Annotated in this window: 15 protein-coding genes; 9 read left to right on the forward strand and 6 right to left on the reverse strand. The window is 58.7% G+C overall.

From position 1 onward, the window contains the following. Window positions 1-19 precede the first annotated feature (19 nt). From trpB to pyk, 4 genes are read left to right on the forward strand one after another with little or no spacing between them, the layout of a single operon-like run. Entirely contained in the window at window positions 20-1255 is a 1236-nt protein-coding gene (gene trpB / locus HMPREF3135_RS07490; RefSeq protein ID WP_048734799.1) for a tryptophan synthase subunit beta, read from the forward strand. Next, window positions 1256-2035: a tryptophan synthase subunit alpha gene (trpA, locus tag HMPREF3135_RS07495; protein ID WP_049182099.1), complete on the forward strand. Its 780-nt coding sequence runs from the start codon at window positions 1256-1258 to the stop codon at window positions 2033-2035. It abuts the gene before it with no gap. A gap of 7 nt (window positions 2036-2042) precedes the next feature. Next, window positions 2043-2966 carry a prolipoprotein diacylglyceryl transferase gene (gene lgt, locus HMPREF3135_RS07500; RefSeq protein ID WP_070438984.1) on the forward strand — a complete coding sequence of 308 codons (924 nt, stop codon included), beginning with the start codon at window positions 2043-2045 and terminating at the stop codon, window positions 2964-2966. Between the two features lie 33 nt (window positions 2967-2999). Further along, complete coding sequence (gene pyk, locus HMPREF3135_RS07505; protein ID WP_016422938.1) at window positions 3000-4415, forward strand: pyruvate kinase; 1416 nt, start codon at window positions 3000-3002, stop codon at window positions 4413-4415. A 161-nt stretch (window positions 4416-4576) separates the two neighbouring features. Here pyk and HMPREF3135_RS07510 read toward each other — a convergent pair whose 3' ends face one another. Further along, entirely contained in the window at window positions 4577-5854 is a 1278-nt protein-coding gene (locus HMPREF3135_RS07510) for an amidohydrolase (protein WP_070438987.1), read from the reverse strand. Between the two features lie 45 nt (window positions 5855-5899). Beyond that, window positions 5900-7249 carry a DUF4921 family protein gene (locus HMPREF3135_RS07515; protein ID WP_016422936.1) on the reverse strand — a complete coding sequence of 450 codons (1350 nt, stop codon included), beginning with the start codon at window positions 7247-7249 and terminating at the stop codon, window positions 5900-5902. A 110-nt stretch (window positions 7250-7359) separates the two neighbouring features. On the opposite strand from HMPREF3135_RS07515, the gene HMPREF3135_RS07520 reads away from it, so the two are divergent. From HMPREF3135_RS07520 to HMPREF3135_RS07530, 3 genes are all read left to right on the forward strand, one after another. Continuing rightward, the gene (locus tag HMPREF3135_RS07520) at window positions 7360-7743 is read left to right on the forward strand and encodes a hypothetical protein (protein ID WP_042388759.1); all 384 of its coding nucleotides are present in this window, start codon (window positions 7360-7362) and stop codon (window positions 7741-7743) included. A gap of 255 nt (window positions 7744-7998) precedes the next feature. Continuing rightward, window positions 7999-9342: an NADP-specific glutamate dehydrogenase gene (gene gdhA / locus HMPREF3135_RS07525; RefSeq protein ID WP_016422934.1), complete on the forward strand. Its 1344-nt coding sequence runs from the start codon at window positions 7999-8001 to the stop codon at window positions 9340-9342. An 85-nt stretch (window positions 9343-9427) separates the two neighbouring features. After that, window positions 9428-10189 (forward strand): sulfite exporter TauE/SafE family protein, encoded by a 762-nt coding sequence (locus HMPREF3135_RS07530; RefSeq protein WP_042388756.1) that lies wholly within the window; start codon window positions 9428-9430, stop codon window positions 10187-10189. Between the two features lie 8 nt (window positions 10190-10197). Here the strand turns inward: HMPREF3135_RS07530 and ehuA are convergent, their stop codons facing one another. From ehuA to HMPREF3135_RS07550, 4 genes are all read right to left on the reverse strand, one after another. After that, window positions 10198-10971 carry an ectoine/hydroxyectoine ABC transporter ATP-binding protein EhuA gene (ehuA, locus tag HMPREF3135_RS07535; protein ID WP_016422932.1) on the reverse strand — a complete coding sequence of 258 codons (774 nt, stop codon included), beginning with the start codon at window positions 10969-10971 and terminating at the stop codon, window positions 10198-10200. Beyond that, a complete protein-coding gene (locus HMPREF3135_RS07540; RefSeq protein WP_070438990.1) occupies window positions 10972-11952 on the reverse strand; it encodes an amino acid ABC transporter permease in 981 nt (326 codons plus the stop codon). It lies immediately after the preceding gene. Then, on the reverse strand, window positions 11953-12846 hold the full coding sequence (locus HMPREF3135_RS07545) for an ABC transporter substrate-binding protein (protein WP_069359158.1): 894 nt from the start codon (window positions 12844-12846) through the stop codon (window positions 11953-11955). It abuts the gene before it with no gap. Window positions 12847-12973: 127 nt separating this feature from the next. Then, window positions 12974-14293, reverse strand: coding sequence for an NAD(P)-dependent malic enzyme (locus HMPREF3135_RS07550; protein ID WP_070438993.1), 1320 nt, complete (start codon window positions 14291-14293; stop codon window positions 12974-12976). A 758-nt stretch (window positions 14294-15051) separates the two neighbouring features. Between HMPREF3135_RS07550 and HMPREF3135_RS07555 the strand changes: the two genes are divergently transcribed. Both HMPREF3135_RS07555 and HMPREF3135_RS07560 read left to right on the forward strand, forming a co-directional pair. Then, complete coding sequence (locus tag HMPREF3135_RS07555) at window positions 15052-15810, forward strand: Ltp family lipoprotein (protein ID WP_083229214.1); 759 nt, start codon at window positions 15052-15054, stop codon at window positions 15808-15810. A gap of 148 nt (window positions 15811-15958) precedes the next feature. After that, window positions 15959-16261: a hypothetical protein gene (locus HMPREF3135_RS07560; RefSeq protein WP_070438995.1), complete on the forward strand. Its 303-nt coding sequence runs from the start codon at window positions 15959-15961 to the stop codon at window positions 16259-16261. Window positions 16262-16328: the final 67 nt, after the last annotated feature.

Genomic DNA, 16328 nt, shown 5'->3' on the forward strand with positions numbered 1-16328 from the left:
CGGTGACCGCCTGCCCACGATGGGTGAGGTTATCGCGGAGACAACGAACCACGAATCAGATGCCATTGGGCACTGGGGTAAGTGGGGCGGCCAGTTTGTGCCGGAGGCGCTGATGGCCGTTATCGGTGAGGTCACCGATGGTTACGCGAAGGCCCGCGTTGATCAGGATTTTCTCGATGAGCTCGACCGGCTGCAGCGTACTTATGTCGGACGTCCCTCGCCGCTGTACTACGCGGAGAAGTTTTCCGCTGATATCGGCGCTGACGTCTGGCTAAAGCGCGAGGATTTGAATCACACCGGTAGCCACAAGATTAATAACGTCTTGGGTCAGGTTCTGCTTGCTAAGCGCATGGGTAAGAAGAACATTATTGCCGAGACCGGTGCCGGCCAGCACGGTGTCGCAACCGCGACTGCCTGTGCGCTGCTCGGCCTTAACTGCCGTATCTACATGGGCAAGGTCGACGCAATCCGCCAGCGCCTCAATATCGCCCGCATGCGTTTGCTTGGTGCCGAGGTTATCGAGGTCGAGATTGGCTCGAAGACTCTCAAAGACGCAATCAATGAGGCCATGCGTTTTTGGGTTTCACACGCCGATGACACCTACTACTGCTTCGGCACTGCAGCCGGTCCGCACCCGTTCCCAACAATGGTGCGCGACTTCCAGCGCATCATCAGCGCCGAGGCACGTCAGCAGATTCTCGCGGAGACCGGCTCGCTTCCCGACGCTGTCGTGGCCTGTGTCGGCGGCGGTTCTAATGCGATCGGCGCGTTCCACCACTTCATCGATGATGAATCGGTTCGACTGATTGGCGCTGAAGCTGGCGGTGACGGTGTTGAGACCGGTCGCCATGCAGCACCGATTTCGGCCGCCGGTAATCCGGGGGTGTTCCAGGGCTCCTTCGCCGCCCTGATGCAGAACGAGGACGGCCAGATTACAGAGTCTCATTCGATTTCCGCGGGTCTGGATTACCCGGGCGTGGGCCCGGAGCACTCTTACCTGGCTGATATTGATCGCGCGTCCTACCTGCCGGTGACCGATACCCAGGCGATGCAGGCATTCCAGGACCTGACTCGGATGGAGGGCATCCTGCCCGCTATCGAGTCCGCACACGCGGTGGCTGCCGCCCGACTCATCAGCGGTGAACTGAATGAAGAGCTGGGCCGTAAGCCGCTGATTATTGTCAATGTTTCCGGTCGCGGTGACAAGGATGTCGACACCGCTGCTAAGTGGTTTGATCTGATGGAGGAGTCCTAAATGAGTCTGAGTGACGTCTTTGACAAGGTCCGTGAGGAAAACCGCGCAGCATTCATCGGCTACTACCCAGCGGGTTTCCCGACCACCGATAAGTCGATTGAGAACATCAAGGCGATTGTCGACGCTGGCGCCGACATCATCGAGGTCGGCCTGCCTTTCTCCGACCCGATGATGGATGGCCCAACCATTCAGGATGCTGCCAACGTGGCTCTGGATGCGGGCTTCCGCACCCGTGAGATTATGCGCGTGGTTCGCGAAGTCACCGAGTACGGCGGTACCTGTGTGGTCATGAGCTACTGGAATCCGATTCTCCAGTATGGTCCGGAGCGTTTCGCCAAGGACTTGGCCGCCGCTGGTGGTCGTGGCACCATCATCCCGGATCTTATCCCCGAGGAGGCCGGCCAATGGCAGCGTGCGGCAGAGGCCAATGGTCTATCCAACATCATGCTGGTGGCCCCGTCATCGACCAATGAGCGTCTGCAGCTAACTGCCACCGCGTCGACCGGCTTCGTTTACGCCACCAGCCACATGGGTGTCACAGGTGCCCAGGCCAGCGTCGACTCGGCCGCCGGCAAGTTGGTTGCCCGCACTCGCGAGGTCACCGATACACCGGTGTGCGTCGGTTTGGGTGTCTCCAATGGGGAACAGGCCGCGGAGATTGCCGAGTTTGCAGATGGCGTAATCGTTGGCTCGGCACTGATCAAGGCCGCGATGAAGAGCACCGATGACCTGGTAACGCTCGCCCGCGAACTCGCCGCGGGCGTACGAGGAGAGAGCTAGCGCATTTATGAGTTCCACCCTTGTTCTCGCTGAAACTGCAACGACGTATCTGGCCAACATTCCCTCTCCGCCGCAGGGGGTGTGGCAGTTAGGACCGCTACCACTGCGCGGTTACGCGATTTCCATCTTGGTTGGCGTACTCGTCGGCATTTATTGGATGCAGCGCCGCTACGCGGCCAGGGGTGGAGACCCGGAGTTGGTCCTCGACATTGCCATTGCGGTTATTCCTGCGGGCATTATCGGCGGCCGTCTCTACCACGTCGCCACCGACTGGGAGAAGTACTTCGGCCCCGGCGCCAATCCCGCCGATGCACTGAAAATCACCAATGGTGGCCTCGGCATCTGGGGAGCGGTGGCGCTGGGAGTGCTGGCCGCGTGGGCGGTCGCCAAGTGGCGAAAGGTGCCGTTTGCGCCAGTTCTTGACGCGGCCGCACCCGCAATCATCCTTGGACAGGCCATTGGGCGTCTGGGCAATTGGTTCAACCAGGAACTCTACGGTGGCCCAACGTCACTTCCGTGGGGCCTGGAAATTTACCAACGAGTTGATGAGCTTGGACGGGTTGCCCCTGTCACCGGAACGTCGACAGGCGAAGTGCTGGCCGTGGTGCATCCAACGTTTCTCTACGAGATGGTGTGGAACGTCCTCGCCTGTCTGGTCATTGTGTGGGCGGACCGAAAGTTCAAGATGGGCGGCGGGCGCGTCTTTGCGCTCTATGTCGCGGCCTACACTTTGGGGCGTTTCTTCATTGAACTCATGCGCGTCGATGACGCAACGCTGATATTCGGTGTGCGTATTAATAACATCACGTCGCTCGTGGTCTTTTTCTGCGCTGTCATTGCTTTGTGGATTCTGCGGTCCAAGAGCCGCGAAACCGCAGCTGAAGTCAGGGGAGAGCGCGAGGCTGCTGAAGCTCACAGTGCTTCCAACTGACGCATAGCCCGTTAAGGGACTAGGCTGGAGGCCGTGCTTAGACGAACGAAGATTGTATGTACCCTCGGTCCAGCAGTTGCTTCGCTGGAGGGGATTACCGGGCTGGTCAACGCCGGCATGGATGTTGCCCGCCTGAATTTCTCTCACGGTGAGCATGAGGACCACGCTCAGAACTACCACTGGGTGCGTGAAGCATCCGACGCTACGGGACATGCCGTCGGTATTCTCGCCGACTTGCAGGGACCAAAGATTCGCCTCGGTCGTTTTAAGGAAGGCTCGACGTATTGGGCTGACGGCGAGATTGTCCGCATCACCGTCGACGATGTCGAAGGCACGCACGACCGCGTCTCCACCACGTACAAGAATCTCGCTGACGATGCCCGTCCGGGCGATCGCCTGCTTGTCGACGACGGCAAGGTGGGCCTGGAGTGCATCGAGGTAGATGGCAACGATGTGGTGTGCCGTGTCATCGAGGGCGGTCCGGTCTCGAACAACAAGGGTGTTTCCCTGCCGGGGATGAACATCTCGGTGCCGGCTCTGTCAGAGAAGGATATCGCCGACCTGCGCTTCGCTCTGAAGCTGGGAGTCGACTTCATCGCGCTGTCCTTCGTCCGTTCGCCTTCCGACGTCGAACTGGTCCATGCGGTCATGGATGAGGTTGGCCGTCGTGTCCCGATTATCGCCAAGCTGGAGAAGCCAGAGGCAGTCGAGTCTCTCGAGGCCATCATCCTGGCTTTCGATGCCGTGATGGTCGCCCGTGGTGACCTTGGTGTTGAGGTGCCGTTGGAAGATGTTCCGCTGGTTCAGAAGCGCGCTATTCAGATTGCCCGCGAGAACGCCAAGCCGGTCATCGTCGCCACCCAGATGCTCGACTCCATGATTTCGAACTCGCGCCCGACTCGTGCGGAGGCCTCCGACGTGGCCAACGCTGTGCTCGATGGCGCAGATGCCGTGATGCTCTCGGGTGAGACCTCGGTTGGTAAGTACCCGCAGTCCACGGTTAAGACCATGGCTCGCATCGTCACCGCCGCTGAGCGCGAGGGGGAAGTTCCTGCGCTGACCCACATGCCTCGCACGAAGCGTGGTGTGATTTCCTACGCAGCTCGCGATATCGGTGAGCGCTTGAATGCCCGCGCTATGGTTGCTTTCACCACCTCGGGTGATACCGCTCGCCGTGTGGCACGCTTGCACTCTCGCCTGCCGCTGCTGGTATTCACTCCGAATCAGCAGGTTCGTTCGCAGCTTGCGCTGACGTGGGGTGCGGAGACCTTCTTGGTGCGCGAGGTTAACAGCACGGATGAGATCATGCAGGTCATCGATGAGCAGCTCTTGACCATGGAAAACTACAACGCTGGCGACACGCTGGTCGTTGTTGCTGGTACCCCTCCAGGAAATGAGGGCAATACCAACATGATTCACGTCCACGTTATTGGCGAGGACGCTCGCTAGCTCTCTGGCGCGTTAGGAAAAGCCGGTAAGCCCTTTTGGGGCTTACCGGCTTTTTGCTTGGAGCCTTTCGACCTGGGGGTTAAGTAGCAAAACTGACAACCCGAAAACTGAGCTGTCTTTTTTGGCGCGGTGCGCGGTGGCAAGCGGCCGGCACGCAGCTCTTACTTTGCCAAGTAGGACAGTACGGCGGCAGCGGCGGCAGAAGTCGCGGAGGTAGCCGTCGGCTCGAAGTCCGGCAGGAATGTCGGCATGTGATTCGACGATACGTCTTCGACCACGCGGTCGGCAGCAACGGCGGCTTCCCACGTATCCCGAGGTGTGGCGCCAACGGTCCAGTAGACATATGGGCAGTTCAGTCCACGCGGCAGGTCTGAGAAGTCCTCCGATGCGGTCCACGGCACAGCATCGGTGGAATCGTCGCCGAGCACAGCGTCCATGACCGGGCGAATCGTGGCAAACGCCTCCGGATCATTGTCAGTGACTTCGCCGTGATCGGAGTACTCAATCACAGGCTCAACCTCAGTGCCGGAAGCCAGGCACTCGCCACGAACAACGCGCTCAATGCCCGCAATGAGCTTCGCGCGCACATCGTTGGAGTAGTAGCGAATATTCAGCACAATCTTGGCCTGACCGGGGATTGTGTTATTCGAATTGCCGGACTGCAGCGTGCCGACGGACAAAACACCAAACTCGTGGGGAGGAATCTCGCGCCCCACAATTCCTTGCAAGCGCAGAACGATTGCGGCAGCCAAGTACGTCGGGTCAATGGCGTTGTGCGGCATAGATCCATGTGCGGAGCGACCTGTCAGCGTGATGCTAATGGTGTCACAGCCAGCAAGTGCCGGGCCGGGCATAGTCATTACCTGACCTGCGGGGCCGGGAACAATGTGCTGGCCGAAGCACACATCTGGGGTGGGGATGAGGTCTGCCAGGCCGTCGTCAATCATGGCCTGTGCACCACAGGCCAGTTCCTCGGCGGGCTGGAACAGGGCAATGAAAGTACCCGACCACTCAGACTTAGTTGCTGCCATCAGGCTAGCCAGACCAAGACCGGCCGTCATGTGCATGTCATGGCCACAGGCGTGCATGACGGCGGTGGCAGAACCATCGCGGGCGGTACCGGTGGCAGAGGAAGCGAAGTCCACACCTGTTTCCTCGAAAACGGGAAGCGCATCGATATCAGCGCGGAACAGCACGGTAGGGCCGGGGCCATTTTCCATGACACCAACGAGGCCGTGACCGCCGATTCCCTCATGCACTGTGTAAGTGCCCATGTCGCGAAGAGCACCGGCCAGATACGCGGCAGTTTTCTCCTCCGCCTGAGAGAGCTCCGGGTGCTGGTGCAGGTAGCGGTAGATTTCCCACTGCCGGTCCAATGGCACTCGATGGGTGGCGATGAGGTCGCGAATGCGGCTCAGCCGTGCTTCATTGTTGCTCACCTGGTTTAAGACTCCTAACTTCTCTCTCTACTCTGTGCCAGAGACCTACAGCCGCGACCCGTCTTCAACGAGCGGGTTGTATTTCAGCGAGTTGGGCTGGCACTGGCACTCGGTCGCAATGTGAATGCTGTCCGAGATTTTTCCGGTCTCCCGTAAACGGTACATCTCCGGGACAACGCGGTCGCGCAAATCCCATGGGGAGATGGTGTTCAGATAAATCTTGGTGCCACCTTCAAAGCCGGCCAGGTTCGAGGTGCGCCACTTAATCATTACGCGCCACGGCATGCGGGCATCCAAATCGACAGGGCGGTGGTGCCATTCCTCGTTACACGGAATGGTGGGGCCGGCAGCTGCATGACATGCGTGAATCAGGTCCGACATTGCGTCGATCTCAGCCCGGGTTTGCAGCCACGGTTCGCAGACATCTGACTTCGAGAAGATCTCCAGCGTCGGGTAGCGGTGTCCGAATCCTGCGAAAGCCACCGCGTGCTCGTTTTCCGCAATAACCAGGTTGTGGCGGGCCGCATAGTCCACCGCGTATTCGTTGTAGATATTCGGGTTCTTGCGCACCGCCTGCACTTCGCGCTTGAGCTGCTCGCCGTGCTCATCGATGGCCACAAGCTGCTTGTGCAAGTGATCGAAGCTGGCGCCTGCCGGTTTTAGCCAGTTTTGGAAAGCGGCCACATAACGTACGTAGCGGTTACGTCGGTACAGGTCAGCAATCGACTCGACGGTAAACGCAATAAGTGCGCGGTGCTCGGCAACGCTCAATGTGCCAGAAGAAGCCAGCTGATTATCGTGAGTAGCGCCGTCGACAAAGTGGCGACGGGCAACAATCACATCGTGGCCGCCGGCGAAATAGCTTGGGGCGCGGCGCAGCAATTCCTCGTCGGAAAGCGCGCTGATTTCCTCTTCACTGCGTCCAGCGGCGCGGTAGCGCGTGCGAATGATGTTGAGCACGTGCTCGCGGCCCTTCGGGTCATCGAGGTAGGCCTCCATGCGTTGCTGAGTTTCGCGGTCGGGCTCGAAGCCGTAGTTTTCCGACCAATAGTCATAGGAGACGATCTCGAACAGGTTGGGCACGCGGCGGAACTCCGCAGTGGTGTCGAAGAGCTGGTCGGGCAGTACTCCGGTCACCGTGCTGTAGCCGCCGAATACCGATTCGTCGAGGACAACACGGGCCTTCTCCGGCGGGGTTTGCAGCAGGTTGTTCCAGCCAAAGGAGTCGCGGGATCCAAAATCCTCCTCGCTCAATGGCTGCGGATCCGTGTGCTTAATTCCCAACGGCCGATTTCCACGACCTGGGACTGTCCACACCTGGGTACCGGAAAAAGGATTGACTTGCTTCACCGTGCCGTCGGCAAGCGTGATGAGGGGATTGCTGAAAGCCTGCATAAGTCCAACACTACGTCTTTGCTGGCGGTCGGCGCGCCAATGTAGGGGGACAGGGCTTGACGACGGTTAGCTATTGTCTGGCCGTCTCGCGTGGCTTAGCCTGTGAAGTTATGTCGAAGATTGTTTTTCACTGCCTGGTGAAGCCGACCGAATCGGAGGCGCTGGCCGAGGCATTTCGTACCAAGTTGAGTGAGTTTGACCGCGCCGGGCGAATTAGTGACGTGGATGTTTCGGTGGCGTCGGCGGACACTGACGCGCAGTTGGTGGAGCAGTGGGAGCGTGAGAACCCGAAGGAGCCGTTGGGGGATAGGAAGGTATTCCGTTATCTCTTGAGCTTCGATCAGCACGGTGGTTCCCTCAATGAACTCGCTATGGACCTCTCTGAGCTACTGACTCCGCGTGCAGAATTGCCCCCGGACCCGGTGCTGCGTGAGTTCGACGAAATGCTCGAATCTGTTGCGACGTATCCCTGGAATGTTGCCGTATTTAGGTAATTTCCTACCTAATTCGTGAAAAGTGTAAGCCTCCACAGAGCCAGTGATTGGCTTGGCCAACGGGTGTAGCGCGAATCGCTACGAGTTTTCCCAGCAATATGCCGTTGTATAATTATGTCCGCTTCAATATCTACAGTTGCCCAGTCCTTGTGCACACAACCTGTGCCACCGAGTTACGGCAACCGGAAAGTGGTTTACAACCGCTGACGGTTTGTTCTTCGTGGGCGCCATAATGGTTTCGCAGAGAGGTTTATTTTGAATATCGAGCAGAAGGTTTCGGGACTCTATGACCAGATTCTCACCCGAAACGCCGGTGAGCCGGAGTTCCACCAGGCAGTGGCAGAAGTTCTGGAGTCGCTGAAGGTCGTCCTGGAAAAGGACCCACACTACGGTGACTACGGCTTGGTTCAGCGTCTGTGTGAGCCGGAGCGTCAGATCATTTTCCGCGTGCCGTGGGTCGATGACCAGGGGAAGGTCCAGGTCAACCGTGGCTTCCGTGTTCAATTCAACTCTGTGCTGGGCCCGTACAAGGGTGGTCTGCGCTTCCACCCGAGCGTGAACCTCGGCATCATTAAGTTCCTGGGCTTCGAGCAGATCTTCAAGAACTCCCTGACCGGCCTGCCGATCGGTGGCGGCAAGGGTGGCTCCGACTTTGATCCGAAGGGCAAGTCCGAGCTAGAAATCATGCGCTTCTGCCAGTCGTTCATGACTGAGCTGCACCGCCACATCGGTGAGTACCGTGACGTCCCGGCCGGTGACATCGGCGTCGGCGGCCGCGAGATTGGCTACCTGTTCGGTCAGTACCGCCGTATGGCCAACCAGCACGAGTCCGGCGTTCTCACCGGTAAGGGCCTGACCTGGGGCGGTTCCCTGGTTCGTACCGAGGCCACCGGTTACGGCTGTGTCTACTTCACTGAAGAGATGATGAAGGCCAACGGTGCTGACATCAACGGTGCCAAGGTCATCGTTTCCGGTTCCGGTAACGTCGCCATCTACGCCATTAAGAAGGCTCAGGAGCTCGGCGCTACCGTCGTCGGTTTCTCTGACTCTTCCGGTTACGTCTCCACCCCGAACGGTGTCGACGTCGAGCTGCTGAAGGAAATCAAGGAAGTTCGTCGTGCTCGCGTCTCCGAGTACGTCGCTGAGGCTGAGGGCGCTGAGTTCCACGAGGGTGGCAACATCTGGGAGCTCAAGGCTGATGTCGCACTGCCGTGTGCAACTCAGAATGAGCTCAATGGCGAGTCCGCCAAGCTGCTGGTCGACAACGGCTGCCGCTTCGTTGCTGAGGGCGCAAACATGCCGTCCACCCCGGAGGCTATCGAGGTCTTCAAGGCCAACGGTGTCCACTTTGCGCCGGGCAAGGCTGCCAACGCTGGCGGTGTTGCAACCTCCGCTCTGGAGATGCAGCAGAACGCTACCCGCGATTCCTGGTCCTTCTCCTACACCGATGAGCGCCTGAAGCGCATCATGACCAACATCTTCAAGAACTGTGAAACCACCGCCGCTGAGTACGATCACGAGGGTAACTACGTGCTCGGTGCCAACATCGCAGGCTTCAAGAAGGTCGCTAACGCAATGCTGGCTCAGGGCGTCATCTAGTCTGCTAACGTTTCCGCTTTACGACGGATCCTCGGCGACCCCGCCCGTCGAATAGCCAAAAAGCCCACGCTGTAAACTCCCTCCTATGGAGTTATCAGTGTGGGCTTTTGTCTTTATCGTGGCAACGATTTTCATCGGGGCTCTGATGCAGCGAATAGCCGGTATGGGACTCGGACTGTTGGGAGGTCCGGTCCTCTCACTGGTTGCAGGTCCCGTAGCAGGAATTTTGATTATTAACGTGCTCGCATCGGTCAATGCGATCATGCAGACCATCTCGGTGCGAGAAAACGTCGATTGGAAGAAGTTCTGGCTGATTGGCCCGGTGATGGCCTTAGGTGCGCTGCCAGGCGCCTGGGTGGTTCACAACACGCCCAGCGGGCCACTCCAGGTTCTGGTCGGCGGGCTCGTGCTACTCGCGCTGCTAGTGACATCCTTTATGCCTCAGCGCATGCGTGTCGACGGCCCACAATACGCCGTTGCCTCAGGCGTGGCCGGCGGTTTTATGAATACCCTGGCCGGCATTGCGGGCCCAGCCATTACCGTTTACGCACAGGCTTCCCGTTGGCCAGCGCAGACATTTGCGGCCACCCTGCAACCGCTCTTCTTTGTTTCCGGCGCGTTGTCCTTGCTGTTCAAGGAAATCAGCGGTGACGTATCTGTCTTCGCCACCACACCGGTTATCCTCTGGCCGCTGTGTTTGGTTGCCATGATTGTGGGTATATTTTTGGGCACTCGCGTTTCCCGACGAGTGCCCATTGTGCAAGCCCGAAAGCTCGCGGTCATTCTGGCGACTACCGGCGCGGCAGTCACTATGTTTCGCGGAATCTCCGCAACTTTTGGCGCTTAGGCTTGCTGTTACTTCAACAGCGAAGACAGGAAGTTGCGGGTGCGCTCGTGCTGCGGATTACCCAGCACCTCATCCGGGGTGCCTTTCTCCACGACCACGCCGTCAGCCATAAACACGACCTGGTCGGCGACTTCGCGGGCAAAGCCCATCTCGTGCGTCACGACGACCATGGTCATGCCCTTATCGGCCAGACCACGCATGACGTTGAGAACCTCACCGACGAGCTCGGGGTCAAGAGCGGAAGTCGGCTCATCGAAGAGCATTAGCTTCGGCTCCATGGCCAGGGCTCGAGCAATGGCAACACGCTGTTGCTGACCGCCCGAGAGCTGAACAGGGTAGGCATCGGCCTTGTGCGCCAGACCAACAGTCTCCAGCAGCTCCATGGCACGCTTTTCAGCCTGCTCCTGAGAGACACCCTTTACCAGCACCGGTGCCTCGGTGATATTTCCCAGCACCGTGCGGTGCGGGAACAGATTGAAGTTCTGGAAAACCATACCGATATCGCGACGCTGACGGGCAGCTTCTGCGGCGGAAATCTCGTAGAGGCTGCCGTTCTTTTCGCGGTAGCCAATCAGGGAACCGTCGACGTAGAGACGGCCGGCATTGACCTTCTCCAGGTGGTTGATACAGCGCAGCAGCGTGGACTTACCGGAGCCCGAAGGACCAATGAGGCAGGTAACCGTACCGCGTGGAACTTCCAGGTCGATGCCCTTGAGGACCTCGAGACGGCCGAAGTTCTTCCGAACCTTTTGCGCCTCAACCATCAAATCTTTGGTAGTCATTTACTGCGGATCCTCTCGGTAGAAGTGCTCTTCGTCCTTATCGACAACGCGAGCATTTGCAAGCGGCACACCTTCGGCGTCGGCAAGCGCGGCCAGCTGGCGGGCGGTGAGCTGACGGGTAGCGCCGCGGGCGAAGTAGCGCTCAAGGTAGAACTGTCCGACCATCAGAATTGATGTGATGACCAAGTACCAGGTGGCGGCGACAAGCAGCATCGGCACCGGCAGGAACAGCGCATTGGCGATGTCCGTGGAGCGGCCGTAGAGTTCCAGCGAGAACGGCACTGCGATGACCAGCGAAGTGGTCTTCAGTAGGGAGATGAACTCGTTGCCCGTCGGCGGGATGATGATGCGCATAGCCTGCGGCAGGATGGTGCGGCGTACAGTCTGCCACCAGCTCATACCCAGTGCCTTCGATGCTTCGGTCTGGCCCTCTGGGACAGCCTGGATGCCGGCACGGACAATTTCAGCCATGTATGCGGACTCATTCAAGCCGAGACCGACGAACGCCAACACAAAGGTATTGGACAGGACAGTGCTGAGATCAACCTCGGCAACGCCCAGGTCAATCGTCGAGTAGATAGTGCCGAGGAGGCCCCAAAAGACCAGCTGCACGTAGACCGGAGTTCCTCGGAAAACCCACAGGTAGAACCAAGCAACAGTGGACAGCACGGGGTTGTCCGACATTCGGAGTACGGCGACGATGGCACCGCCGACGATACCGATGAGCATGGCTAGGACAGTCAGTGCAATGGTCCAGCCAGCGGCAGCGGCGATTCGTGTGTCGAACAGGTACTGGAAGTAAACATCCCAGTGGTAGGCCTCGTTGCGGGCGGCACCGATGATGAACCATAGGAAGAGCGCCAGCAGCACTGCTGCGGTGATCCAGCGACCCGGGTGCGGCAGCGGTTTAGCCTTAATTTCTTCGCTGAGTTCCGCCTGTGTGGCCTCGTAGCGGGCGCCAGACGCAGATGAGTCGCTCACTTAAAGTTCCTCTCCGTTAATAGTGGCGCGTTCCAAAGCACCGTCTTCCAAACCCCATGTGGTCAGGATTTGCTTGTACTGGCCGTTATCAATGAGGTACTGCAGTGCCTGCTGCAGCACTGGGCCGAGTTCTGAATCCTTCGGAATAGCGAAGCCGAACGGGGCACCATCGTAGATATCTCCGGCAAGTTCGAGTTTGCCCTCAGAGCGATTGACCGCATAGGCACTGACTGGTGAGTCAGCTGCCAGCGCATCAGCACGCCCCAGCACCACAGTGGTAGCGGCGGTACCAGCATCCTGGTAGGCCAATTTGTTAATTGGTGGCAAACCGCGATCCAGACAATCCTGATTCTTTACCGGCAGGTCCTCCATGTCAGCGACGGTATTGCGCTGAACGGCGACAGTTTTGCCACAGTAGTTGTCGGAGCTGGCGTCGCTGCCCGGGCGACGTGCCCACTGCAGGCCGGTATCCAGGTAGTCGACGAAGTCGTAGGTCTTGCGGCGCTCCTCATTTGAGGTGAAGCCGGAAGCGCCAACATCAACTGCGCCGGCCGACAGGGCCGGCAGAATCAGTGCGAAATCCTGTTCTTGGATTTCAATCTTCATGTCCAAGACACTGGCCATGGCTCGGATGAGATCGATGTCGAAGCCGATGATGGAACCGGCGGAATCCTTAAACTCTGCCGGGGCGAATGTTGGGTTGGTGCCGATGCGCAATACTTCGCGCTTACGAAGATCTGCTGGGACCTGTTTCGCCAGTTCGGGGACCGCTGCCGGTTTGATCTCTGACCAGCCCTCCGGGTTACCGCTTTCGTCATTGGTGACACAGCCTGTAAGCCCTAAGAACAAGGTCGCAGTCAGCGTGGCAGCCGCCAATGCGATGGGTCTTTTCATATCTGAATATGTTACCTAGGCACAGGAATACCTTAAATTCGGTACCCCTATTCAGCTGCGTCTTAGGCTGGTGCAGGAAAACCGCACACTTTTCAGACTTCCCGAGGGGATAGTCAGCGCGGGTTTTCTAGTTCGCTTCAGCTGCAGCAAAGCCATTGCCAGTGACGTCGAGCGGGCCGACCGCGCCGGAGGCCGGGTCGCTCAGCGCAGCATCGCGGACAGCCTTCGCCACGGCCGGCATGACGCGCGAATCCAGCGCCGACGGGATAATGCGGTCGGCACTCAGGTCCTCTACGCCAACATTTGCGATGGCCTGAGTAGCAGCCAGCTTCATGGCCTCGGTGATCCGTTTGGCACCCGCCTCCAGTGCGCCACGGAACAGACCCGGGAAGGCCAGCACATTATTAATCTGGTTCGGATGATCCGAGCGGCCAGTGGCCACGACGGCTCCGTACTTGCGAGCGATTTCCATCGGGATTTCCGGAATCGGGTTGGCTAGCGAGAACAGGATCGGGTCAGCGGCCATCTGGCTAATCGCATCCTCGCCGATACGGCCGGCAGAGACGCCGATGAACACGTTAGCGTCGACAAGCGCATCGTTGATCGAGCCGGTGATACCGCGCGGGTTAGTCATGCCGGCGACCCACTGCTTGATGTCGCTTAGTGGCTCGCGGTCCGGGTGGATGATGCCGCGCGAATCGACGACGACGATGTCGGACACGCCAGCGGACAGCAGCATCTTCGTCGCAGCGACACCAGCAGCACCAGCGCCGGAGATGACTACGCGGAGATCCTGGAAGCTGCGGCCGGTCAGCTTGCAGGCGTTGATCAGGCCGGCGGCGATGACGATGGCAGTGCCGTGCTGGTCGTCGTGGAAGATGGGGATGTCGAGCTCTTGGTCGAGACGCTGCTCGATCTCGAAGCAGCGAGGCGCGGAGATGTCTTCGAGGTTCACTCCGCCAAACGACGGTGCCAGCGCCTTGACCGTCTGGATGATTTCCTCCGTGTCGAGGGTATCCAGGACGATTGGCACAGCGGAGATGCCAGCGAACTGCTCGAAGAGCTGGGCTTTTCCTTCCATCACCGGTAGCGCGGCCTTGGGCCCGATGTCGCCAAGGCCAAGCACGGCGGTGCCGTCGGAAACCACTGCGACGTTCTGGCCGGTCCAGGTGTAGGTGCGGGCCAGAGCCGGATCTTCGTGGATGGCCTCACAGACGCGAGCGACGCCTGGGGTGTAGCCAATGGAGAGGTCGCGAATCGTCTCGAGCTTCATGGTCGAGTGGGAGCGGAGCTTGCCGCCTAGGTGCGCCTCGAAGATTTCCGCATCGGTGATGGTCGACGGATCTGTGGGGGTGGTGTCCTCCGGTACTGCGTGAAGCGGCGTCTTAGCGGAGTTCGCGTTCACAGCGTGGTCGGGGGAGCTAGAGGGGGAATTCGCAGCAGGCATGATGACAGTCCAAAACGTGTTGAGTACTGAGTACTTTGTACTTTGAGAAAACTCGACCGCGGCGAGAGCTGCTGGTGGGCAGGGTGTAAAGCCGGGAGCAATGGCTGGCCGCTGATACGTAGTGGTGTGCGTAAAAACTAATCCAGTCTTGCTATACGGGATTAGTATCTCATTATATGGACAGTGGGGTGGAAAATAAAATCTTTGCGGTTGAGGGGCGGGGATTTGGGAAGTGTCGTGGGGCTGGCGGTCGCGGGCGTGATGCCGTAACCCCGGCTTTTGCCGAGTTCGACGAGTCCTGCCATGGCGTCATCTATGTCAAGAGCTACGCTGCTGTGTTGTTTGCGATGAAGGTGTGCACCGGGGCTTGCTCGGAAGCATCATTGTTAGGAAGTGCCTTCGGTGGGGCGTCTATGTGCTGGCGGGTTCCATATGGGCGGCTGTCGTTGGAGGGGTTTCTACTCCTTGGCCGCTTTTGGCCTTCTATTGGTTTGGAAAATGTTGGCGATATTATTTGCCGATATTGAGCAAGCGCTGGCCGGGGTTGAAGGTTAGTTTTTAAAGAGATTAACCAGTTCCAAGCCCTGTTCTATGGGGTAGAGGCCTGGTTTTTTCTTACCTTCAGTGGTGCCTTATGGTTCGCGAATCGAAAATATTTGTGTAGTGCGGAAAGTTGAATCCGGAGTTCCTGGGATAGTTCCAACTGACGACAGAGAGCTGTTCGTTTATTGCAACTTCTACGCAGGAGGCTTCTTACGATGTCCAATTCCACTTTCCCCCAGAACCCGCAGAGCCCACAGAACCCGTATGGCCCCGAGAGGGCGTACGGCTCCCAGGTTCCGCAGGCTTCGCTGGGGCAGCAGTCCTACCAGCACAGCCCGCAGGATCCTCTCGGCCAGCAGCCCTACCCGCAGGGTCCGTCGGCAGCGGGGCAGATGCCTCCGGCTCCGAAAGAAAAGAAGAAGGGTGGCTGCTTCAAGTGGGGCGGTATCGCCGCCGGTGCTGTTGTGGTCCTCGCTGTGGCGGCCAGCTTGACCGGTGGCGGCGATGCCGATTCGGGTTCCGATTCTGAAGCTGCATCTCTCTTTGGTTCGGAGACTGCCGTTGCGGCTGATTCTGGGACTGTTGAGAATGCCGATTTCGCTGAGTCTTCCGAGGCAGGTGTAGATGAGCAGCAAGGTCAGACGGGGGAGCAGCAAAAGCAGGATGAGAAGGTTCCGACCGAATACAAGAATGCTCTCCGCAAGGCAGAGATTTACGCGAATCGCATGCACATGTCGAAGGCCGGTATTTATGACCAGCTGACCTCGGAGTATGGCGAGAAATTCTCACCGGAGGCAGCCCAGTATGCGATGGACAATCTCGAAGCGGACTGGAATAAGAACGCACTGGAAAAGGCGAGAATCTACCAGGATTCGATGGCAATGTCCCCGGATGCGGTTTACGAGCAGCTGACGTCGGAATACGGTGAGCAGTTTACTCCGGAGGAAGCTCAGTACGCGGTGGATAACCTGTAGCAGCGGGCTTCGTTTGTTGATGACGCCAATTGGCCAGAGTCCAGTTGGATGCATGCTGCAGAAGGACGGCTTCCGCTTCACCAGAATGCATTTGCTGCACACTGAACGGCTGCTGGTGAAGCGGAAACCGTCTTGGCAGTTTTAATGCGTGACCGGGCAGTTGAGCGAGTGTCTGCAGCACAACTTCGGCGCGGTACAATTCGTGCCGTTTAACAACCGCGCCCGCATCGGCGACCGCGGCGGCAAATCAGAAGTAACTGCGCCACTGCGCCGCTACCCAGACGCAGCCACCTATCTTGCAGAAGACATCGCTGAGTTTCGAGTCTCCATCACAGAAGAGCAGCGGCAAGCTTTGTTGAGCGGGATTTCCGAGTACTCCGATGGCGATGAAGAAGTTTTCAGAGCGTATGCTCGCCTGTTGAAATCATCGGACTCAAAAGCCATGGAGTAGCCACATTCGCGGGGTGCGAGTCCCCGCCATGGCACTGCCGGGTTAAGTGACAAAAAGTGTGTCCGCT

Origin of the sequence: Corynebacterium sp. HMSC14H10, from assembly GCF_001807105.1 — a bacterium.
Classification (GTDB): domain Bacteria; phylum Actinomycetota; class Actinomycetes; order Mycobacteriales; family Mycobacteriaceae; genus Corynebacterium; species Corynebacterium jeikeium_D.

Excerpts from the sequence above, each read along its gene's own strand:
- trpB (WP_048734799.1), top strand. The coding sequence starts at position 20 with ATGGGTGAGGTTATCGCGGAGACAACGAACCACGAATCAGATGCCATT.
- trpA (WP_049182099.1), top strand. The coding sequence starts at position 1,256 with ATGAGTCTGAGTGACGTCTTTGACAAGGTCCGTGAGGAAAACCGCGCA.
- lgt (WP_070438984.1), top strand. The coding sequence starts at position 2,043 with ATGAGTTCCACCCTTGTTCTCGCTGAAACTGCAACGACGTATCTGGCC.
- HMPREF3135_RS07515 (WP_016422936.1), bottom strand. The coding sequence starts at position 7,249 with ATGCAGGCTTTCAGCAATCCCCTCATCACGCTTGCCGACGGCACGGTG.
- HMPREF3135_RS07520 (WP_042388759.1), top strand. The coding sequence starts at position 7,360 with ATGTCGAAGATTGTTTTTCACTGCCTGGTGAAGCCGACCGAATCGGAG.
- HMPREF3135_RS07530 (WP_042388756.1), top strand. The coding sequence starts at position 9,428 with ATGGAGTTATCAGTGTGGGCTTTTGTCTTTATCGTGGCAACGATTTTC.
- ehuA (WP_016422932.1), bottom strand. The coding sequence starts at position 10,971 with ATGACTACCAAAGATTTGATGGTTGAGGCGCAAAAGGTTCGGAAGAAC.
- HMPREF3135_RS07545 (WP_069359158.1), bottom strand. The coding sequence starts at position 12,846 with ATGAAAAGACCCATCGCATTGGCGGCTGCCACGCTGACTGCGACCTTG.
- HMPREF3135_RS07550 (WP_070438993.1), bottom strand. The coding sequence starts at position 14,293 with ATGCCTGCTGCGAATTCCCCCTCTAGCTCCCCCGACCACGCTGTGAAC.
- HMPREF3135_RS07555 (WP_083229214.1), top strand. The coding sequence starts at position 15,052 with ATGTCCAATTCCACTTTCCCCCAGAACCCGCAGAGCCCACAGAACCCG.